A 15,990-nucleotide genomic window follows, 5' to 3' on the forward strand; every position below is an offset into this window, starting at 1 on the left:
TCTCAAGAAAGCAGCGCCATGAATGCAAACGACAAACTCCTCGGCACTTCTCTGCCTCCACAAGAGGTGTCGATCGACGTACTGCGCGAGAAATACGCCAAAGGCGACGAGACTTCGATCACCGATGTGCGCCGGCGCGTGGCGCAAGCCCTTGCCGCGCGCGAGGCGCCGGACCTGCGCGCCGAACTGGCCGAACGTTTTAACTGGGCCATGGAACATGGTTTCGTTCCCGGCGGGCGCATCAACTCCGCCGCCGGCCTCGATCTGAAAGCCACCCTCATCAATTGCTTCGTCCAGCCGGTCGGCGATTCCGTCACCGGCGTCGAGGACGGCCTGCCCGGCATCTATACGGCGCTGGCGGAAGCGGCGGAAACCATGCGCCGCGGCGGCGGCGTCGGCTACGACTTCAGCGCCATCCGTCCCTTCGGCAGCCTGGTGCACGGCACCCGCTCGCGCGCGTCCGGTCCGGTGTCCTACATGGAGCTGTTCGACGCTTCCTGCCGCACGGTCGAATCGGCCGGCGCCCGGCGCGGCGCCCAGATGGGCGTGCTGCGCATCGATCACCCCGACATCGAACGCTTCATCGCGGCGAAAGACCGCGGCGCCCTCTCCAACTTCAATATCTCGGTCGGCGTCAGCGACGCCTTCATGCATGCGCTGGAAGCGGATTCTCTGTTCCCGCTGGTGCACCGCGCAGAGCCGGGCGAGGAGCTGAAGGCAAGCGGCGCGCACAAACGCGAGGACGGTCTCTGGGTCTACCGCGAAGTGCGCGCGCAAGGCCTGTGGGACAGCATCATGGCCTCGACCTACGACCATGCCGAGCCGGGCGTGCTGTTCATCGACCGCATGAACGGCGAGAACAACCTGTGGTATTGCGAACAGCTGCGCGCGACCAATCCCTGCGGCGAGCAGCCTTTACCCGCCTATGGCTGCTGCGACCTCGGCTCGCTCAATCTCACCAGCTTCGTGACAGCGCCCTTCAGCGACGATGCCCGCTTCGATTTCGAGCGCATGCAGGAAGTGACAGCCGTCGCCGTACGCATGCTCGACCTGGTGCTGGACGCCACCGAATGGCCGCTGCCGCAGCAGGCGCAAGAAGCACGGGCCAAGCGCCGCATCGGCCTCGGCTTCCTGGGTCTGGGCAGCGCCCTGGTGATGCTGGGCCTGCGCTACGACGCACCCGAGGGCCGCGCCCTGGCCGCGCGCATCGCCGAGCAGCTGCGCGACGCGGCGTATGCCGCATCTGTGGACTTGGCGCGCGAAAAAGGCGCCTTTCCCCTGTTCGACACCGAACGCTACCTGGAGGGCGCCTTCGTCTCGCGCCTGCCGCAGGCCTTGCGCGAGGCGATCCGTACGCACGGCATCCGCAATTCGCACCTGCTCTCGATCGCGCCGACGGGCACCATCGCGCTTGCCTTCGCAGACAACGCCTCGAACGGCATCGAGCCTGCCTACTCTTGGACCTACCAGCGCAAGAAGCGCATGCCGGACGATTCGATGCGCGCCTACGAGGTGCAGGACCACGCCTGGCGCCTCTACCTGCAGATGGAACCGGATGCGGCGCCCGAGGGCCCGCTGCCGCCCGCCTTCGTCACCGCCCTGCAGATGCGCGCCGACGATCACCTGCGCATGCTGGAAGCGGTGCAACCCTATGTCGATACGGCGATCTCGAAGACGGTGAACGTGCCGGCCGACTACCCTTTCGCCGATTTCCGCGGCCTCTACCTGGAAGCCTGGCGCGCCGGCCTGAAGGGGCTGGCGACCTACCGTCCGAACACGGTGCTGGGCAGCGTGCTCGGCACCGTCCCCGCGAACGACAGCCCGGCCTTGCCGGACGAAGACCCGCTGCGCAAGCGTTTCGATGGCCGTCCGCTCGGCGAACTGGAATCGGTCACCTCGAAGATCGAGTATTCGACCCAGGAAGGCCGCAAGACCTTTTATCTGACGGTCAGTTTTATCCGCGCCGAAGGCGTGGTCGACGGCTTGCCGGTGACGATCGAGCGCCCCTTCGAATTCTTCATGCCGGCCAACCAGAGAAGCGACGGCCAGCAGTGGATCACTTCCTCGATGCGTTTATTGTCGATGCTGGCGCGCGCCGGCGGGCCGATTGCGAAAGCCCTGGCCGACATGCGCGACGTGGTCTGGGAGAAGGGACCGGTGCGTTGCGGCTTCCTCACCCGCGAGGACGGCACCCGGGTGCCCGTGTTCCACGACTCGGAAGCGGCGGCGGTCGGCTTCATGCTGCAACGGATCCTGGTCAATCGCGGCTTCCTCGACAACCAGGGCAACCAAGTGCCGGTGGCGCAGCTAGCGCGCCAGTTGGCCGCGCGTGGTGCGGCGTCCGGTGTGGATGTGGCTGAAGTGCCGCTGCCGGCCAGCGCACCCGCGGCGGTCGCCGGCGCCAAATGTCCGGAATGCGGCGCCCGGGCGCTGCGCAAGCGCGATGGCTGCACGCGCTGCGAGAACTGCCAGTATGTGGGGGAATGCGGCTGAGTTGTCGTGCCAGGGAACCCGGCGTGGTGATACCATCACGAGACCAGGCGCCCATCTCCACGTGCATGACGACCCAACACATTTCCCGCGCCCCCGACGGCGGCATCAATGAAGACCTGATCGCGGTATTCGCATCCGGCGCCACGACCGACCTGCTCGTGCTCGACGGCGCGAGCTCGGTCGCCGATACCAATTATGTCGACAAGCGCCAGGGCGACGTCGCCTGGTTCGTGCAGGCCTTCGCCGCCGAAATGGAAGGCGCGATCGCGGCGAACCTGTCCCAGGGCGCGGCCGTGCGCAAGGCGGTCGACGCCGTCCACCGCCGCTACCGCGCGCAGGCCGGCGGCGCCGCGGTGCCGCTGTACGCGCATCCGCTGGCCGCCCTCACCTGGATCCGGATTCTCCGCATGGACGACCATCTTGCGCTCGCGCTCTACTGCCTGGGCGACTGCAAGGCCTTCGCGGTCGATGGCGCGGGCGCCGTGCTCGATCTCGACCCGTACGTGAATCCCTACGAAGCCGTGGTGCAGGAGGCGATCGCCGCGCTCGACCTGGCGGAGGTGAACGATCCGTCTATCAAGCGCGCGCGCCTGCTGCCGATGCTGCGCGCGCGGCGCGAAGCCCAGCACGGCGCGCCTGAACCAGGCGCGCTGTGCCTGGCGCCGCAGGGCGAGTTCAAGGCGCGCGAGTATGCGCTGCGCCTGCCGCTGGACACGGCCGTGCTGGCCATGACCGACGGCTTTTATCGCCTCGTCGATCCCTACGGCCTGTATGCGATCGAGGAACTGGCGCAGCGCTGCCGCAGCCTGGGCCTGGCGGCGCTGCTGGACGAATTGCGCGAGCATGAAGCCGCGCGCGCGCATGCCGCATTGGCCGTAAAAAGCGCCGACGACGCGTCGGCGCTGCTGTGGAGAACACATTGAACAAGCACCTGAAACATGCGGCTGCGGCCTGCTTCGCACTCGGCCTGGCGTGGTCCGCATCCGTGGCGGCACAGGACATCGGCCGCCCGCTCGAGGTACGGATCGCCGTCGTCAACGTCGAACGCCTGCTGGCCGACTCGCAGCGTGCCCGCGCCGCGGCCGCGAAAATCGAGGCGGAATTCCTGCCGCGGCGCGAACGCATCGCCGCCCAGCTGCGCCAGTTGCGCGCGCTGTCGGCCAGGCTGGAACAGGATGCGCCCCACCTCGACGACCGCGAAAAACTGGTGCGCTCGCGCGCCGTGGGCGAACTCGAACGCACGATTGCCCGCGCCCAGGCCAAGATCAGCGACGATTACGCCGATCGCACGGCAGCCGAGCGTGCCGCCTTGGCCAGGCGCATCCACGACCTGATCCAGAAACTGCCGGCCCAGCTGGGCGTGGACGTGGTTCTGACGCGCACGGTCTGGCATCGCCCGCAGATCGACGTGACGGACAAGGTCGCCGCCATGCTGGACCGCTGAGGCCTGCGCGCTACACAAGCCAAATTTTATCCGGGTATTATTGCAATCCCATTTTTATCCGGGTAATATTCTCCCATTCGCGCTCGCCCGAGCGCGCCTCATGGGAGAATCACATGTATCCAAGCCATTGCATCGCCTTTGCCGGGACCGAGCTCCTGGCCAAGGGCGCCCTCGTCGACGTCGTGCGTGCCGTGAAGGCTGCGCTCGACCAGGGCAGCGAGCGTTCGGTCGCGCTGCTCGACGCCGAGACCAGCAAACCCGTCGAGATCAATTTCACCGGTACGGAAGAAGAAGTCCTGCAACGCATCCCGCGTGCCCCTGGCCGCAGCGCCGGCCGCCCGAAGCTGGGCGTGATCCCGCGCGAAGTCACCCTGCTGCCGCGCCACTGGGAATGGTTGGCCAAACAGCCGGGCGGCGCCTCGGTGGCGCTGCGCAAACTGGTCGAACATGCCTCGCGCGACGCGGCCCAGGCCGACACCATGCGCGAAGCGCGCGACGCGGCCTACCGCTTCATGCATGAGTTAATGGGCGATGCGGCCGGCTTCGAGGAAGCCTCGCGGGCACTGTTCGCGGCCGACGGCGAGCGCTTCCGCAGCCTGGTGGCGGACTGGCCGCAGGATGTGCGCGCGCATCTGCTGGAGCTGGCGGGGCCGGCTTTCGGGCCAGGCACGGGCGCTACTTGAGCGCGAAGGCCGCGATGTACCTGCGCGCACGCTTTTCGGCGGCAGCGACCTGCTCTTCGGGGAGCTGGTCCAATACGCGAAGCAGGTCATTTTTCGCCATGGCCAGCGTCTCTCGTTCGTCTTCGTCCCTTACGTTGACCGATATGCTCACTATCGCACACCGATACCAGGCATACGCCTCCACGGGGTCAGGGTCGGTGCCCTCGCCGGATTCGCTCGCTTGAGCAAGGTGCCACTGCGATTCGGACTGCCCCTTCTTTGCCGCCTGCGTCCATAGGGACACCGCGCGTTTCTGGTCGCGTGGCCCGCCTTGCGCGGTATGGAGCAGGAAGCCAAGATTGTTCATGGCATCGATATTGCCTTCGGCGACGGACTTTTCCCAATGCTGCCGCGCATCGGCGTAATCCTGCGCGCGGTACGCAATGACGCCGAGGTTGTATTCAGGCTCGGCGGCGTGCGCCGGCCACTGCAACAGGAGTGCAAGCACAAGGACCACACTGCGTTTCCAGATTGGCATGATGTTGAATAAGGCAAGGTTTTGGGGATGAGCGCCGGCGGCGCCGTTTGCAAAAAAATCGCCCGGTCACATGACCGGGCGATTTCGCAAGCAGGACGGCCGGGACTTACTTGGCGCTGCTCGCTTCCTTGGTGGCCTTGGCAAAATCGCCCGCCGCGATGAAGGAGATGGCGCCCGGCTTGATGTACTCGCGCATGGCTTCGTTCACCTGCGCCAGCGTCAGCTTGCGCACCTGGTCTTCGACCGCACCGTCGAAGGCCATCGTGCGGTCCAGGGTCAGGTACTCGGACAAGGCATTGGCCAGCGCTTCGTCGGACGTGCGCGAGACTTCCTCACCCCGCAGCCAGCCCTTCTTCGCTTCGGCCAGTTCGGCTTCGGTGAAGCCTTCGCTGACGGCACGCGCCATTTCCTCGCGCAGCACGGTTTCCACCTTGGCCGTATTCTGCGGCGCGCTCATCGCGTAGGCGATCCACACGCCGGCCGGATCGTACATCGGAACGCTCAGCTGGGCGCCGACGCCGTACGACAGGCCTTCCTTCTGGCGGATGCGGTCGGCCAGACGCGAACGCAGCGCGCCGCCGCCCAGCATGTAGTTGGCCATCACCAGCGCCGGATAGGCTTTCGCATCGTCCTTCAGCGGCACCGGATGCACGGCCAGCAGCATGCTGCTGGCTTTGTCCGGCGTTTCGAGCGCCAGCTTCTGGCCGGCGACCGGCTTGACGCTGCTCGGCACGCGCACGTACTTCTGCTGCGCGTTCCAGCCGCCGTACAGGCGCTCGACCTGCGCCTTGAGCGTTGCCGCATCGAAGTCGCCCACGGCGGCGAAGGTGGCGTTGTCCGCACCGTAGAAGGCGCTGTGGAAAGCCTTGACCTCGTCGGCCGATACGGCCTTCTGCGCGGCCAGCTTTTCCTGGAGCGTCATCGCATGCTTGACGTGGCCTTCCGGCGTCGTATCGATCAGGCGCGAGAGCGCGACGCTGGCTTGCGGATTCGGTTCCGGAATCGCCTGCTCGGTCGCATTGATGTTCGCGCGCTGGAATTCGCCGAATTCAGTCGCCGCATACGCCGGCTTCTTGAGCACCTCGGCCATCAGGTCCATCACGGCCGGCAGGTTTTCGCGGGTGGTGGTCACCGATGCGGTCACGCCTTCGGCGCCGCCCATGATCCGGGTTTGCGCCTTCAGCTTGTCGAAGGTGTCCTTCAGCTGCTGGCGCGATTTGTCCTGGGTACCGTAGCTCAGCAGACCGGCGGCGAAGCTGCCGGTGGTCGCCTGGTTGCGCAGCGTTTCCTCGGTACCGAAGCGCAGGCGGATGGTCGCGGTGACCAGGTTACCCTTGGTCTTCTTCGGCAGCAGTGCGCCCTTCATGCCGTTAGCCAGCTTGAAGCGCTGGGTGCGGGTTTCGATGTTGGCCGGGCTCGGATCGAATACCTCGCCCTGTGCCACTACTGCGCGGCCTTTATAGTCGTTGACCATGGCGGCGATGTCGACCTTGCCCGGGACCTCGGTACGGTCCGCCGCTTCGGTCGGGACGAACACGCCCAGGGTGCGGTTCGAGGCTTTCAGGTATTTCTCGGCCGCCGCCTGCACGGCCTTGGCATCGACTTTTTCGACCAGGTCGCGGTTCACGAAGAACAAGCGCCAGTCGCCGGCTGCCATCGCTTCGGTCAGGCCGATCGTCAGGCTGGCGCTGTCGTTCATCGCCAGTTCGATGTTCTTCGAGATGGCCTGTTTCGCGCGCGCCACTTCGGCGTCGGTGACCGGATTGGATTTCAGCTCTTCCAGCACCTTGAGCAGGGTATCCTGGGCCGGCGCCAGCGGCTGGTCCTTCGGCACCACCGCGCCGAAGACGCGATAGCCTGGCTCGAGATTGCTGACCGACATACCGTTCACGCCGGTGGCCAGCTTGGTTTCCACCAGCGCCTTGTGCAGGCGGCCCGATGGGGCATCGGTCAGCACGCGGGCCAGGACCTGCAGCGCCGCGGCGTCCGGGTGGCCGCTCGGCGCGACGTGGTAGCCGGCGCCGACGTACTGGGTGCCGCCGGTGCGGCGCACGGTGACCGAGCGCTCGCCGTCCTGGGTCGGCTCGAGCGTATAGGTCGGCTGGATCACGCGCGACGGTTTCGGGATCTTGCCGAACACGGTGTTCACGTGGGCCAGCACCTTGGCTTCGTCGAAGCGGCCGGCCACGATCAGCACCGCGTTGTCCGGCTGGTAGTACTGCTTGTAGAAGGCGCGCAGGCGCGGGATGTTCACCTGTTCGATGTCGGAACGGGCGCCGATGGTCGACTTGCCGTAGTTATGCCAGTCGAAAGCGACGGCCTGCAGGCGCTGCAGCGTGACGCGGACCGGGTTGCTCTCGCCGATCTCGAACTCGTTGCGCACGACCGTCATCTCGCCCTTGTTGGTCTTGGTGTTCCACAGGTCGTCCTGCGAAATCGGGGCATTGATCATGCGGTCGGCTTCGAGCGACAGCATCAGGTTCAGGTTGTCGGCATTGGCCGGGAAGGTTGCATAGTAATTGGTGCGGTCGTACCAGGTGGTGCCGTTGAAATCGGCGCCGAGCTGGTTCAGCACTTCGACCGGGCTCTTGCTGCCCTTCTTGACGCCGAAATTGGCGGTCGGCTTGAACAGCAGGTGTTCCAGCAAGTGCGCCATGCCCGTTTCGCCGTAGTTTTCGTGGCGCGAACCGACCATATAGATCATGTTGGTGGTCAGCGTCGGCTTGGATGCGTCCGGGAACAGCAATACGCGAAGGCCGTTGGCCAGGCGGTATTCCGAAATGCCTTCGACCGAGGTCACCTTGACCGGGCCGCTTTGTTTCGCGGACTTGGCCTGGACAGCCGTTTCCGGAGCGGCTGCACCTGCAGCGAAAACCGGCGACAGGATGCCGGCACTTACCATGAGCGCAACTAGAACTTTCACGTTTTTATATCCCTAGTATTTATACGAAAAAAAACGGTTCATGCAAACCATTCATATCCTGATGGGGTAACGCGGGGTTCCCCATTTGACTCCTCAACAATGCCGTTCGGTTTTCCGGAAGTCAATAATAAATCGCCCGCGATTGGGGTTCATTTCGAAAAAATTCTCCTCGCATTCGTAATAAGACGACATTACGAAAAAGCGCGGCCAGTCCAGCCGGCGATAACTCACGAATAATCACCATGCATATGTCAATATGCGGCGGCAAAAATAGACCTGATTAATTATGTCGGGTGCGCAGATAATATATGCATGCCGGGCCGGCCTGCATATCGATTGCGGCCGTGGAATCGCGGACCGGAACGCGACTGCTTCGCTTTCCGGCCGATGCGGCAAGGGTCGCGCAGCCTTTGCGCAAACCGGCGATAATGGTCGCCCCCTTCGCTTCACCCACACGACCCTATGCCGCAGATGAATGATTTCGACAGCGTTCCGCTGGAATTTTTTCAGGATTACCCGGAACCGGGTGTCCGCTTTATCGATGTGGGCTGCATCTTCGATCATCCCGAGCATTGGCGCCTCGCCATCGATACCTTGCACGCGGCGACCGACGGCCTGCACTTCGACTTCATCCTCGCCATGGACGCGCGCGGCTTCATGATCGCGGGCGCTCTGGCCCTCGAACACAAGGTCGGCTTCGCCATGGCGCGCAAGGCCGGCAAATTGCCCGGCAAGGCAATCCGCATCGATTACCAGCGCGAATACGGAAGCGCGACCATCGAGATCCAGCCGGAGCGCATCAAGGGCCAGCGCGTGCTGATCGTCGACGACGTGCTGGCCACCGGCGGCACCATCGAAGCGGCAGCCTCCCTGCTGCGCCAGCTCGGCAAAGAGGTCGTCGGTGCAGCGGCTCTGTTCGATATCGCTTTCTTCAAGGACAAGCGCGCGCTGACGATGCCCGTCGTGACCCTGCGCGAGGTCTGACAGCCTCTACAGGCACGCGCACCTGGAGGCGATGCACGATTGGGTGCGCTCAACAGGTGGATTTGAAAGCGGTGCCACCATCCTGCGAGTCCCTACTTGCCAGGAAGCCCATGAGCCTCGCCGTCCTACGCAGCCGCGCCCTGTCCGGCATGGAAGCCCCCGCCGTCAGCGTCGAAGTCCACCTGGCCAACGGGCTGCCTAGTCTCACCATCGTCGGCCTGCCCGATGCCGAGGTGCGCGAGGCGAAGGACCGGGTGCGCGCGGCCCTGCAGAATGTCGGCTTCGAAATGCCGGCGCGGCGCATTACGGTCAACCTGGCACCGGCCGACCTGCCGAAGGAATCCGGCCGCTTCGACCTGCCGATCGCGCTCGGCATCCTGGCGGCGTCGGGCCAGATCCCGTCACAGGAACTCGACCGCTACGAGTTCGCCGGAGAATTGTCGCTATCCGGACAGTTGCGTCCGGTTCGCGGCGCGCTGGCGATGACCTTCGCCATCGGGCGCAGCAGCCAAGGGCAGGGTCGAGGCACTCAGCGCGCCTTCATCCTGCCGCAGGCGAATGCGGACGAAGCGGCGCTGGTGATGGATGCGGCCATCTATCCCGCCGATACGCTGCTGCAGGTGTGCGCCCACTTCGCGGCCGGCGACGGCAGCGCGAGGCTCGAGCGTTACCGCAACGAGCGGCCCGGAGAAGCCGTGCGCTATCCCGACTTCAGCGAGGTCAAGGGCCAGCAGCATGCGAAGCGGGCGCTGGAGATCGCCGCCGCCGGCATGCATTCGCTCTTGCTGATGGGGCCGCCGGGTGCCGGAAAAAGCATGCTGGCGGCGCGCTTTCCCGGTTTGCTGCCGCCGATGACGGACGAGGAAGCGCTGGAAGCAGCCGCCGTGCAATCGCTGAACGGCAGTTTTTCCGCCGAACGCTGGCGGGTGCGGCCCTTCCGCAGTCCGCATCACACGAGCTCGGGCGTGGCCCTGGTGGGCGGCGGCAATGCGCCGCGTCCGGGCGAGGTGTCGCTGGCGCATTGCGGCGTGCTGTTTCTCGACGAGTTGCCCGAATTCGACCGCAAGGTACTCGAGGTATTGCGCCAGCCGCTCGAATCGGGCTGCATCACGATTTCGCGCGCCGCGCACCAGGCCGAGTTTCCCGCGCGCTTCCAGCTCATTGCGGCGATGAATCCCTGTCCTTGCGGCTGGCAGGGCCACCCTTCGGGCAAATGCCACTGCACCATTGAAGCCGCGCTGCGCTACCGCGACCGGATTTCCGGACCCTTGCTCGACCGCATCGACATGCAGATCGAGGTGAACGCCATGACGCCCGATGCGATGGGCGCCCGCGCCGATGGCGAAAGCAGCACGGCGATTGCGCAGCGGGTGGCGCGCGCTCACGCGATCCAGCTGGAGCGCCAGGGCAAGCCGAACCAGCGCCTCGGTACGCGTGAGATCGAACGCCATTGCGTGCTCGACCCGCTGGGCGAGCGGACTTTACGATCGGCCATGTCGCTGATGAACTGGTCGGCCCGCGCCTATCACCGCGTTTTAAAAGTGGCGCGCACCATCGCCGACCTGGCGGGGACAGACGCGATCGAAGCGCCGCACATGGCCGAAGCCGTCCAGTACCGGCGCGGCTTGCAGACACGCTAGCCTGCGCTCCAGCCGAAGGTGGCGCCAGACCAGGCGCCCTGCTACCATCGGCACATGCAAAAACGACCATTCATCGCTTTCGTCCTTGCCGCGCCCTTGCTGCTGGCCGCCTGCAATCCGACCTATAACTGGCGCGACTACAGCAGCCCGGATGCGCCCTACCGCATCATGTTCCCGGCCAAGCCGGCGACCCACACCCGCAGCGTCGACCTGAACGGCATGCAGGTGGACATTACGATGACGGCGGCTGAAGTCGAGGGCGTGATGTTCGCCGTCGGCACCGGTGTGGCGCCGGACGAGGCGCAGGCAAAGGCGGCGGTCAGCGCCATGAAGACTGCGCTGGTACGCAACATCGGCGCCAAGGTCGAGCACGAAAGCACTGCAGTTGCCACGAATCCCGTGGGCCAGGAGACCGCCGTCGACATCGACGCGCTCGGCACTGCCAACGGCCAGCCGATGAAGCTGCGCGGCCATTTCGCGGCGCACGGCAAGCGCTTCTACCAGGTGATCGTGATGGGCAAGGCCAGCGCCGTGGTGCCCGAGCACAGCGACCAGTTCATCTCTTCCTTCAAGCTGCTGTGATGCCGGACACGCCTGCGCTGGCGCTCACCGGGCTGAGCAAGCATTTCGGCCGTCCCGCCGTCGATGGCCTGGATCTGCTTGTGAGGCGCGGAGAATTCTATGCGCTGCTGGGGCCGAACGGGGCCGGCAAGACCACGACCCTGCGCATGGTGGCGGGCTTGCTGGCGCCGGACGCGGGCCGGATCGAGGTGATGGGCATCGACCTGGCTCTTGAACCGACCGCGGCCAAGCGCAAGATCGCCTACTTGCCGGACGACCCGATGCTCTACGGGAAACTGAAGCCCTACGAATATCTGGAGTTCGTCGCCGGCCTCTGGGGCATCGAAGGCGCGGCGGCCGAGCCGCGGGCGCGCGAGCTGCTGGCCTGGCTGGATCTCGAACAGCATGCGCACGAGCTGACCGAAGGTTTTTCGCGCGGCATGAAGCAGAAGCTGGCCCTGGCCGGCGCCCTGATCCATGCGCCGGAACTCCTGATCCTGGACGAGCCGCTGACCGGGCTGGACGCCGGCGCCGCGCGCCAGGTCAAGGATCTGCTGCTCTCGCATGTGCAGCAGGGCGGCACCGTCATTCTCACCACCCACATCCTCGAAGTGGCCGAGCGGCTGGCCGGACGCATCGGCATCATCCAGCACGGGCGCCTGATCGCCGAAGGCACGCTCGATGAGTTGCGTGCCGCGACGCCGGGCGCGACCCTGGAAGACCTGTTCCTGCGCCTGACGGGGCCGGCGTGAACGTGCAACCCGGCAGTGCCCTGTGGCTATTGCGCCATGAATTGCGCCTGTTCTGGTTCAGCCTCTCCAGCGGCAAGGCTGGCGCACCTCGTCGCCCTGCCTGGCGCGTGCTGGGCAGCGGCCTGCTGGTCTGGCTCGGTTTGCACGCGGGCGTGTTCGCCTTGTTACATGCGATCGGTCCGACGGGAGGCATGCCGCCGCGCGAATTCGTGATCGCCGTCAGCGCGCTCCTGCTGTCGACTTTTCTCTTCATGCTGTCGAGCGCGCTCAAACGCAGCGTGGAAACCCTGTTCGACCGCGGCGACATGGATTTGCTGCTGTCCTCGCCCCTGCCCTCGCGCAGCATTTTTACGGTGAAGCTGGCCGGCATGGCCTTCGGCGTCGCGGCCTTGTACCTGTTCTTCCTGACGCCGTTCGCGCACGTCGGTCTGCTGCTGGGGCAGCTGCGCTGGCTGGCGCTGTATCCGGTGCTGTTTGGACTGGCGGTACTCGCGGCATCGCTGGCCATGCTGCTGACGCTGACCCTGGTGCGCGTACTCGGCGCCCGTCGCACCCGGGTGGTGGCGCAGGTGGTCGGCGCGCTGGCGGGCGCTTTGCTCTACCTGCTGTCGCAGGCCGGCAACCTGATGGCGCAAAGCGGGGGCATGGCGGCAACGAGCAGCGCGCGCGTGATGGCCGCCCTGCAAGCGGTCGATCCGGGCAGCTTGCTGTTCCTGCCTGCGCGCGCGGCGCTGGGCGATGCCGCAGCGGTGGCCGTGATCGCTACGCTCGGCTTGCTGGCCGGACTGCTGACCGTGCGCTGGACCCACCGCTTCTTCGTGCGTGGTCTGCAACAGGCGGCCGGCAGTACGCGCGTGGCGGGCCGACGCGGCCCCGTGCCTTATCGTTTCGACCGCGGCCTGCTGCAGCTCGTCATGGTCAAGGAATGGCGCCTGGTCTGGCGCGATCCGCATCTGATCTCGCAGATCCTGCTGCAGCTGCTGTACCTGCTGCCGATATGCTTTGTCGTGTTCCGCAACAACCAGCTGCAGTTGACCGTCATCGCAGCCGGCCTGACGATGCTGTGCGGCTCGCTCAGCGCGTCCCTCGCCTGGATCATCCTGTTGGCCGAGGACGCGCCGGACCTGCTGCAATCGTCGCCGGCACGGGCGCTGACCGTGCGCATGGCCAAGCTGGGGGCTGCAGTGATTCCGGTGTTCATGCTGGTCGCCTTGCCGCTGCTGTGGCTGGTCGTGCGTGCGCCGCTGGCGGGCTTGCTGACGGCGCTGACGGCGCTGGGCGCGACCTTGAGCGCGGCCCTGGTCAACGAGTGGACCGGGCGGCCGGCGACGCGCGGCGAATTCAGGAACCGCGGGCAGCGCGGCGTGGCGACGCGCCTCCTTGAACTGTGCAGCGTGCTGGCGTGGTCGGCCCTGGCCTGGCTGCTGCAGCGGGCGGCATCCGGTGCGCCGGCCAGTCTGGCCTTTGCTGCCGGCCTGGGAGCCGCCGCAGCCATCGCCATTGGGATCCTGCCGCTGGCCTGGCTGCTGCGCCGGCGTGTCCGTTAGGTACGTGCGCGGGATGACCGCACCCGGCACTCGTGTTATCGTTTAGTTACGACGAAAATACACGAGAACGCATTATGTTAATTACATTCAAAAGCAAAGCATACCCCGACGTGATGATGTACCAGGATCACGCCAAGCGCATCCTCGACCTGTTGAACAAGGAGCCGGAGATCGGCGTCATCACCGCGGCGGAAGCCGGACGCGCCGTCGAGCTGCTCGAGCATGAAATCGAAGAAAGCCGCAAGCATCCGCCAAGCGAAGAGATCGAGCAGGACATCAAGGCCCATCGCGGCGAAGACGACGAGGACCCGGATCACGAGCAGGCGCAACTCGTCAGCTTCTCGACCCGGGCCTATCCGATGCTCGAGATGCTGCGCGCGGCGCGCGACAACAAGTGCGACATCCTCTGGGGCGTGTAAGCCACGCTTCCCTGCTGCGCCTCCTGCAAGGCTGCAAAGTACAAAGCCCGTCAGCAGTGCTGGCGGGCTTTTTTCATGCTTGCGGAGGTTGACGGGCGATTACTCCGCGTCGGCTGTTTCCGGTATACGCCGGTCGGACGCCGCCTTGCGTGCCGGACGCGCACGGCGCCGCCAGACGAATGCAGCCAGTATCGCACCGAGGCCGGCACCGATGCCCGCCACCGGCAGCGGGACCGGGGATGGATCGTCGTCTGGCGTCAGGTCGGCTTCACGCAGGACGGCGGGGAAAGGACGCGGGCCGACGGGCACGATCTTCCAGTCGGCCTGGTCTGCCGGCACCCGCGAGCGGAACTCATCGAAGGAAAAGACCGGTGCCGAACCCATCGCGCGGCTCGACGGCACTTGCGGGATGCGCACCAGCAGGATCGCTTCGACATCTTCCCTGAGCTGCTGCTCGTAACTGCTCAGCGGACGCTTGGGCATGCCCTCCGTGCCGACGAGCTGCAGCAGGTCCTGTCCGATGGCGTCGAAGCCGACCGCCGGCAGCAGGCGGACCTGCTCTTCGTTCAGGTAATCGTAGATCTTGCGGCCGCTGGCCAGGCTGCCGTCCGTCGCAGCGACATAGCCGTAGGCGCCGATCGACTTCAAGGGCGCCGTGGGTCCCCGTTTCGGAACGTGCCAGCCAAGCGCATCGAACACGTCGACGCTGATGCCTGTGCAGTTCGCTGCCGCGTGGCGGTAGCGGAAGTCGTGCCGATAAAAATGGTTGAACACGCGCTGGATGCCGCCCTGGTAAGCCACCGCCGTGCGCGCATTGTTGAGGACGGCAACCAGCATGACCGAGGGCCGGTAGTACTGCTGGCCGCTGTTCAGGTCCATCAGATAATTGTCCATCGGGACGGTCGCTGCGAGGATGCCCTTTTCGCTGACCGAATCGAGGTTATAAAAATTGTTCACGGCCCAGTTGGACCAGTCGCCCTTGTCGCCGAAGCGTCCGGTGGCCACTGCAAAATGACCGCCGAGCGATTCGTCGTCGTCGCCCTGGGCGCCGTTCAAGACGATGCCCAGCACCGGCTTGTCTTTCCAGGCGCGCTCCTGGCCGGGATGGCGTTCCCACAGCAGGCGCGTCTCGATGCTCTTCCCTTCGCCAGCCGGGGCGCGCACGAAGTGGGCCAGGCCCGTAGGATGCTTTAGCGGTTCGGTTTTCAGTGTGGCGGGTTCGATTGCGAAATCGGCGGGCCAGATCGTGCGGGCGACGAAGCTGGGGCGTCCGCCAGCGTCCTCGAGCGTGCCGCGCATCCGCACTTGCCGGCCGGCGAGCCAGGCGGTGGTGGCGGCATTGGCGTAAGAGCGGTTGGTGGACAGCCGTGGTGCGAGCTTCAGGCCGATTTCCTGGCCGTTAGCAGTGCGCAGGGTTTGCCCGCCCGCGAGAACGGTCGCTCCCTCAAGTATGCCGGGTGCGCCGAGCCAGACCACGGACGGATGGGCTAGCTGTGCGGCCGCAGGCGTCGCAGCCCAGCGGGCGACGTCCGTATTCCTGTCGACGCCCCTGCTGAAGCCCGATGCTGCCGTGGCGTTTGCCGGCACGGCGATAAACTCATTCTGGAAATACCACAGGTTTTGCTTCGGCACGGCGCAGTCAGGGCACGCGCCGATGCGCAGGCGGAAACCGTCGGCCGGCAGGAGCCCGATCGATTCGTTTTCGAGCGCTTGTTTGAAACCCGCGACAGGTGTTTCCGCGTTCGCAAACGTCGTGAAGCCGGCAATACCAATTGCAACACAACCCAACAGAGTTCGGCCCATGCTCATTTCCCATTTTCGGCAAAAGATAAAAATCTAATCGAATGATGCCGTAGGGAATTGATTTGCGCCATTATTAAAGTGGGCATGACGAATAAGCGACAGACACAAAAAGCAAAAAACCCCGCAGAGATCACTCTGCGGGGTTTTTCATATAATTAGCCTGACGATAACCTACTTTCACACTGGTTGCAGCACTATCATCGGCGCAAAGTCGTTTCACGGTC

Annotated in this window: 13 protein-coding genes; 10 read left to right on the forward strand and 3 right to left on the reverse strand. The window is 65.4% G+C overall.

Features of this window, described 5'->3' with window-relative positions; genetic code table 11:
* Positions 1-18 precede the first annotated feature (18 nt).
* The 4 genes from ACFPQ5_RS07855 to ACFPQ5_RS07870 all read left to right on the forward strand — a co-directional run bounded on the left by ACFPQ5_RS07855 (position 19) and on the right by ACFPQ5_RS07870 (position 4,620).
* Positions 19-2,493 (forward strand): adenosylcobalamin-dependent ribonucleoside-diphosphate reductase, encoded by a 2,475-nt coding sequence (locus tag ACFPQ5_RS07855; RefSeq protein WP_379753156.1) that lies wholly within the window; start codon positions 19-21, stop codon positions 2,491-2,493.
* Between the two features lie 65 nt (positions 2,494-2,558).
* Positions 2,559-3,416 carry a hypothetical protein gene (locus ACFPQ5_RS07860; RefSeq protein ID WP_379753159.1) on the forward strand — a complete coding sequence of 286 codons (858 nt, stop codon included), beginning with the start codon at positions 2,559-2,561 and terminating at the stop codon, positions 3,414-3,416.
* Positions 3,413-3,937 (forward strand): OmpH/Skp family outer membrane protein, encoded by a 525-nt coding sequence (locus tag ACFPQ5_RS07865; protein WP_379753162.1) that lies wholly within the window; start codon positions 3,413-3,415, stop codon positions 3,935-3,937. The genes ACFPQ5_RS07860 and ACFPQ5_RS07865 overlap by 4 nt, the downstream gene beginning before the upstream one ends.
* A 113-nt stretch (positions 3,938-4,050) precedes the next feature.
* Positions 4,051-4,620: a DUF2239 family protein gene (locus tag ACFPQ5_RS07870; protein ID WP_379753165.1), complete on the forward strand. Its 570-nt coding sequence runs from the start codon at positions 4,051-4,053 to the stop codon at positions 4,618-4,620.
* Here the strand turns inward: ACFPQ5_RS07870 and ACFPQ5_RS07875 are convergent.
* The gene (locus ACFPQ5_RS07875; RefSeq protein ID WP_379753168.1) at positions 4,613-5,137 is read right to left on the reverse strand and encodes a tetratricopeptide repeat protein; all 525 of its coding nucleotides are present in this window, start codon (positions 5,135-5,137) and stop codon (positions 4,613-4,615) included. The two genes, ACFPQ5_RS07870 and ACFPQ5_RS07875, sit on opposite strands and share 8 nt — an antisense overlap.
* A 106-nt stretch (positions 5,138-5,243) precedes the next feature.
* A complete protein-coding gene (locus tag ACFPQ5_RS07880; RefSeq protein ID WP_379753170.1) occupies positions 5,244-8,060 on the reverse strand; it encodes a M16 family metallopeptidase in 2,817 nt (938 codons plus the stop codon).
* Positions 8,061-8,522: 462 nt separating this feature from the next.
* Between ACFPQ5_RS07880 and ACFPQ5_RS07885 the strand changes: the two genes are divergently transcribed.
* From ACFPQ5_RS07885 to ACFPQ5_RS07910, 6 genes are all read left to right on the forward strand, one after another.
* A complete protein-coding gene (locus ACFPQ5_RS07885; protein ID WP_379753173.1) occupies positions 8,523-9,044 on the forward strand; it encodes an adenine phosphoribosyltransferase in 522 nt (173 codons plus the stop codon).
* A 110-nt stretch (positions 9,045-9,154) separates the two neighbouring features.
* Positions 9,155-10,684: a YifB family Mg chelatase-like AAA ATPase gene (locus tag ACFPQ5_RS07890; RefSeq protein WP_379753176.1), complete on the forward strand. Its 1,530-nt coding sequence runs from the start codon at positions 9,155-9,157 to the stop codon at positions 10,682-10,684.
* Positions 10,685-10,738: 54 nt separating this feature from the next.
* Complete coding sequence (locus ACFPQ5_RS07895) at positions 10,739-11,266, forward strand: hypothetical protein (RefSeq protein WP_379753179.1); 528 nt, start codon at positions 10,739-10,741, stop codon at positions 11,264-11,266.
* Positions 11,266-11,997 (forward strand): ABC transporter ATP-binding protein, encoded by a 732-nt coding sequence (locus tag ACFPQ5_RS07900; RefSeq protein WP_379753182.1) that lies wholly within the window; start codon positions 11,266-11,268, stop codon positions 11,995-11,997. Before ACFPQ5_RS07895 ends, ACFPQ5_RS07900 begins: the two co-directional genes overlap by 1 nt.
* Complete coding sequence (locus tag ACFPQ5_RS07905) at positions 11,994-13,544, forward strand: hypothetical protein (protein WP_379753185.1); 1,551 nt, start codon at positions 11,994-11,996, stop codon at positions 13,542-13,544. Before ACFPQ5_RS07900 ends, ACFPQ5_RS07905 begins: the two co-directional genes overlap by 4 nt.
* A 74-nt stretch (positions 13,545-13,618) precedes the next feature.
* Positions 13,619-13,963 carry a DUF1840 domain-containing protein gene (locus ACFPQ5_RS07910; protein WP_379753188.1) on the forward strand — a complete coding sequence of 115 codons (345 nt, stop codon included), beginning with the start codon at positions 13,619-13,621 and terminating at the stop codon, positions 13,961-13,963.
* Positions 13,964-14,062: 99 nt separating this feature from the next.
* On the opposite strand, the gene ACFPQ5_RS07915 is transcribed toward ACFPQ5_RS07910, so the two are convergent.
* Positions 14,063-15,766, reverse strand: coding sequence for a hypothetical protein (locus ACFPQ5_RS07915; protein ID WP_379753191.1), 1,704 nt, complete (start codon positions 15,764-15,766; stop codon positions 14,063-14,065).
* Positions 15,767-15,990: the final 224 nt, after the last annotated feature.

It is taken from the genome of Massilia suwonensis (assembly GCF_042655665.1).
GTDB lineage: Bacteria > Pseudomonadota > Gammaproteobacteria > Burkholderiales > Burkholderiaceae_D > Telluria > Telluria suwonensis.

What these genes read in the sequence shown, in the direction of transcription:
- ACFPQ5_RS07910 (WP_379753188.1), top strand. Translation starts at nt 13,619, where the DNA reads ATGTTAATTACATTCAAAAGCAAAGCATACCCCGACGTGATGATGTAC.
- ACFPQ5_RS07915 (WP_379753191.1), bottom strand. Translation starts at nt 15,766, where the DNA reads ATGGGCCGAACTCTGTTGGGTTGTGTTGCAATTGGTATTGCCGGCTTC.
- ACFPQ5_RS07870 (WP_379753165.1), top strand. Translation starts at nt 4,051, where the DNA reads ATGTATCCAAGCCATTGCATCGCCTTTGCCGGGACCGAGCTCCTGGCC.
- ACFPQ5_RS07900 (WP_379753182.1), top strand. Translation starts at nt 11,266, where the DNA reads ATGCCGGACACGCCTGCGCTGGCGCTCACCGGGCTGAGCAAGCATTTC.
- ACFPQ5_RS07875 (WP_379753168.1), bottom strand. Translation starts at nt 5,137, where the DNA reads ATGCCAATCTGGAAACGCAGTGTGGTCCTTGTGCTTGCACTCCTGTTG.
- ACFPQ5_RS07860 (WP_379753159.1), top strand. Translation starts at nt 2,559, where the DNA reads ATGACGACCCAACACATTTCCCGCGCCCCCGACGGCGGCATCAATGAA.
- ACFPQ5_RS07885 (WP_379753173.1), top strand. Translation starts at nt 8,523, where the DNA reads ATGCCGCAGATGAATGATTTCGACAGCGTTCCGCTGGAATTTTTTCAG.
- ACFPQ5_RS07855 (WP_379753156.1), top strand. Translation starts at nt 19, where the DNA reads ATGAATGCAAACGACAAACTCCTCGGCACTTCTCTGCCTCCACAAGAG.
- ACFPQ5_RS07890 (WP_379753176.1), top strand. Translation starts at nt 9,155, where the DNA reads ATGAGCCTCGCCGTCCTACGCAGCCGCGCCCTGTCCGGCATGGAAGCC.
- ACFPQ5_RS07895 (WP_379753179.1), top strand. Translation starts at nt 10,739, where the DNA reads ATGCAAAAACGACCATTCATCGCTTTCGTCCTTGCCGCGCCCTTGCTG.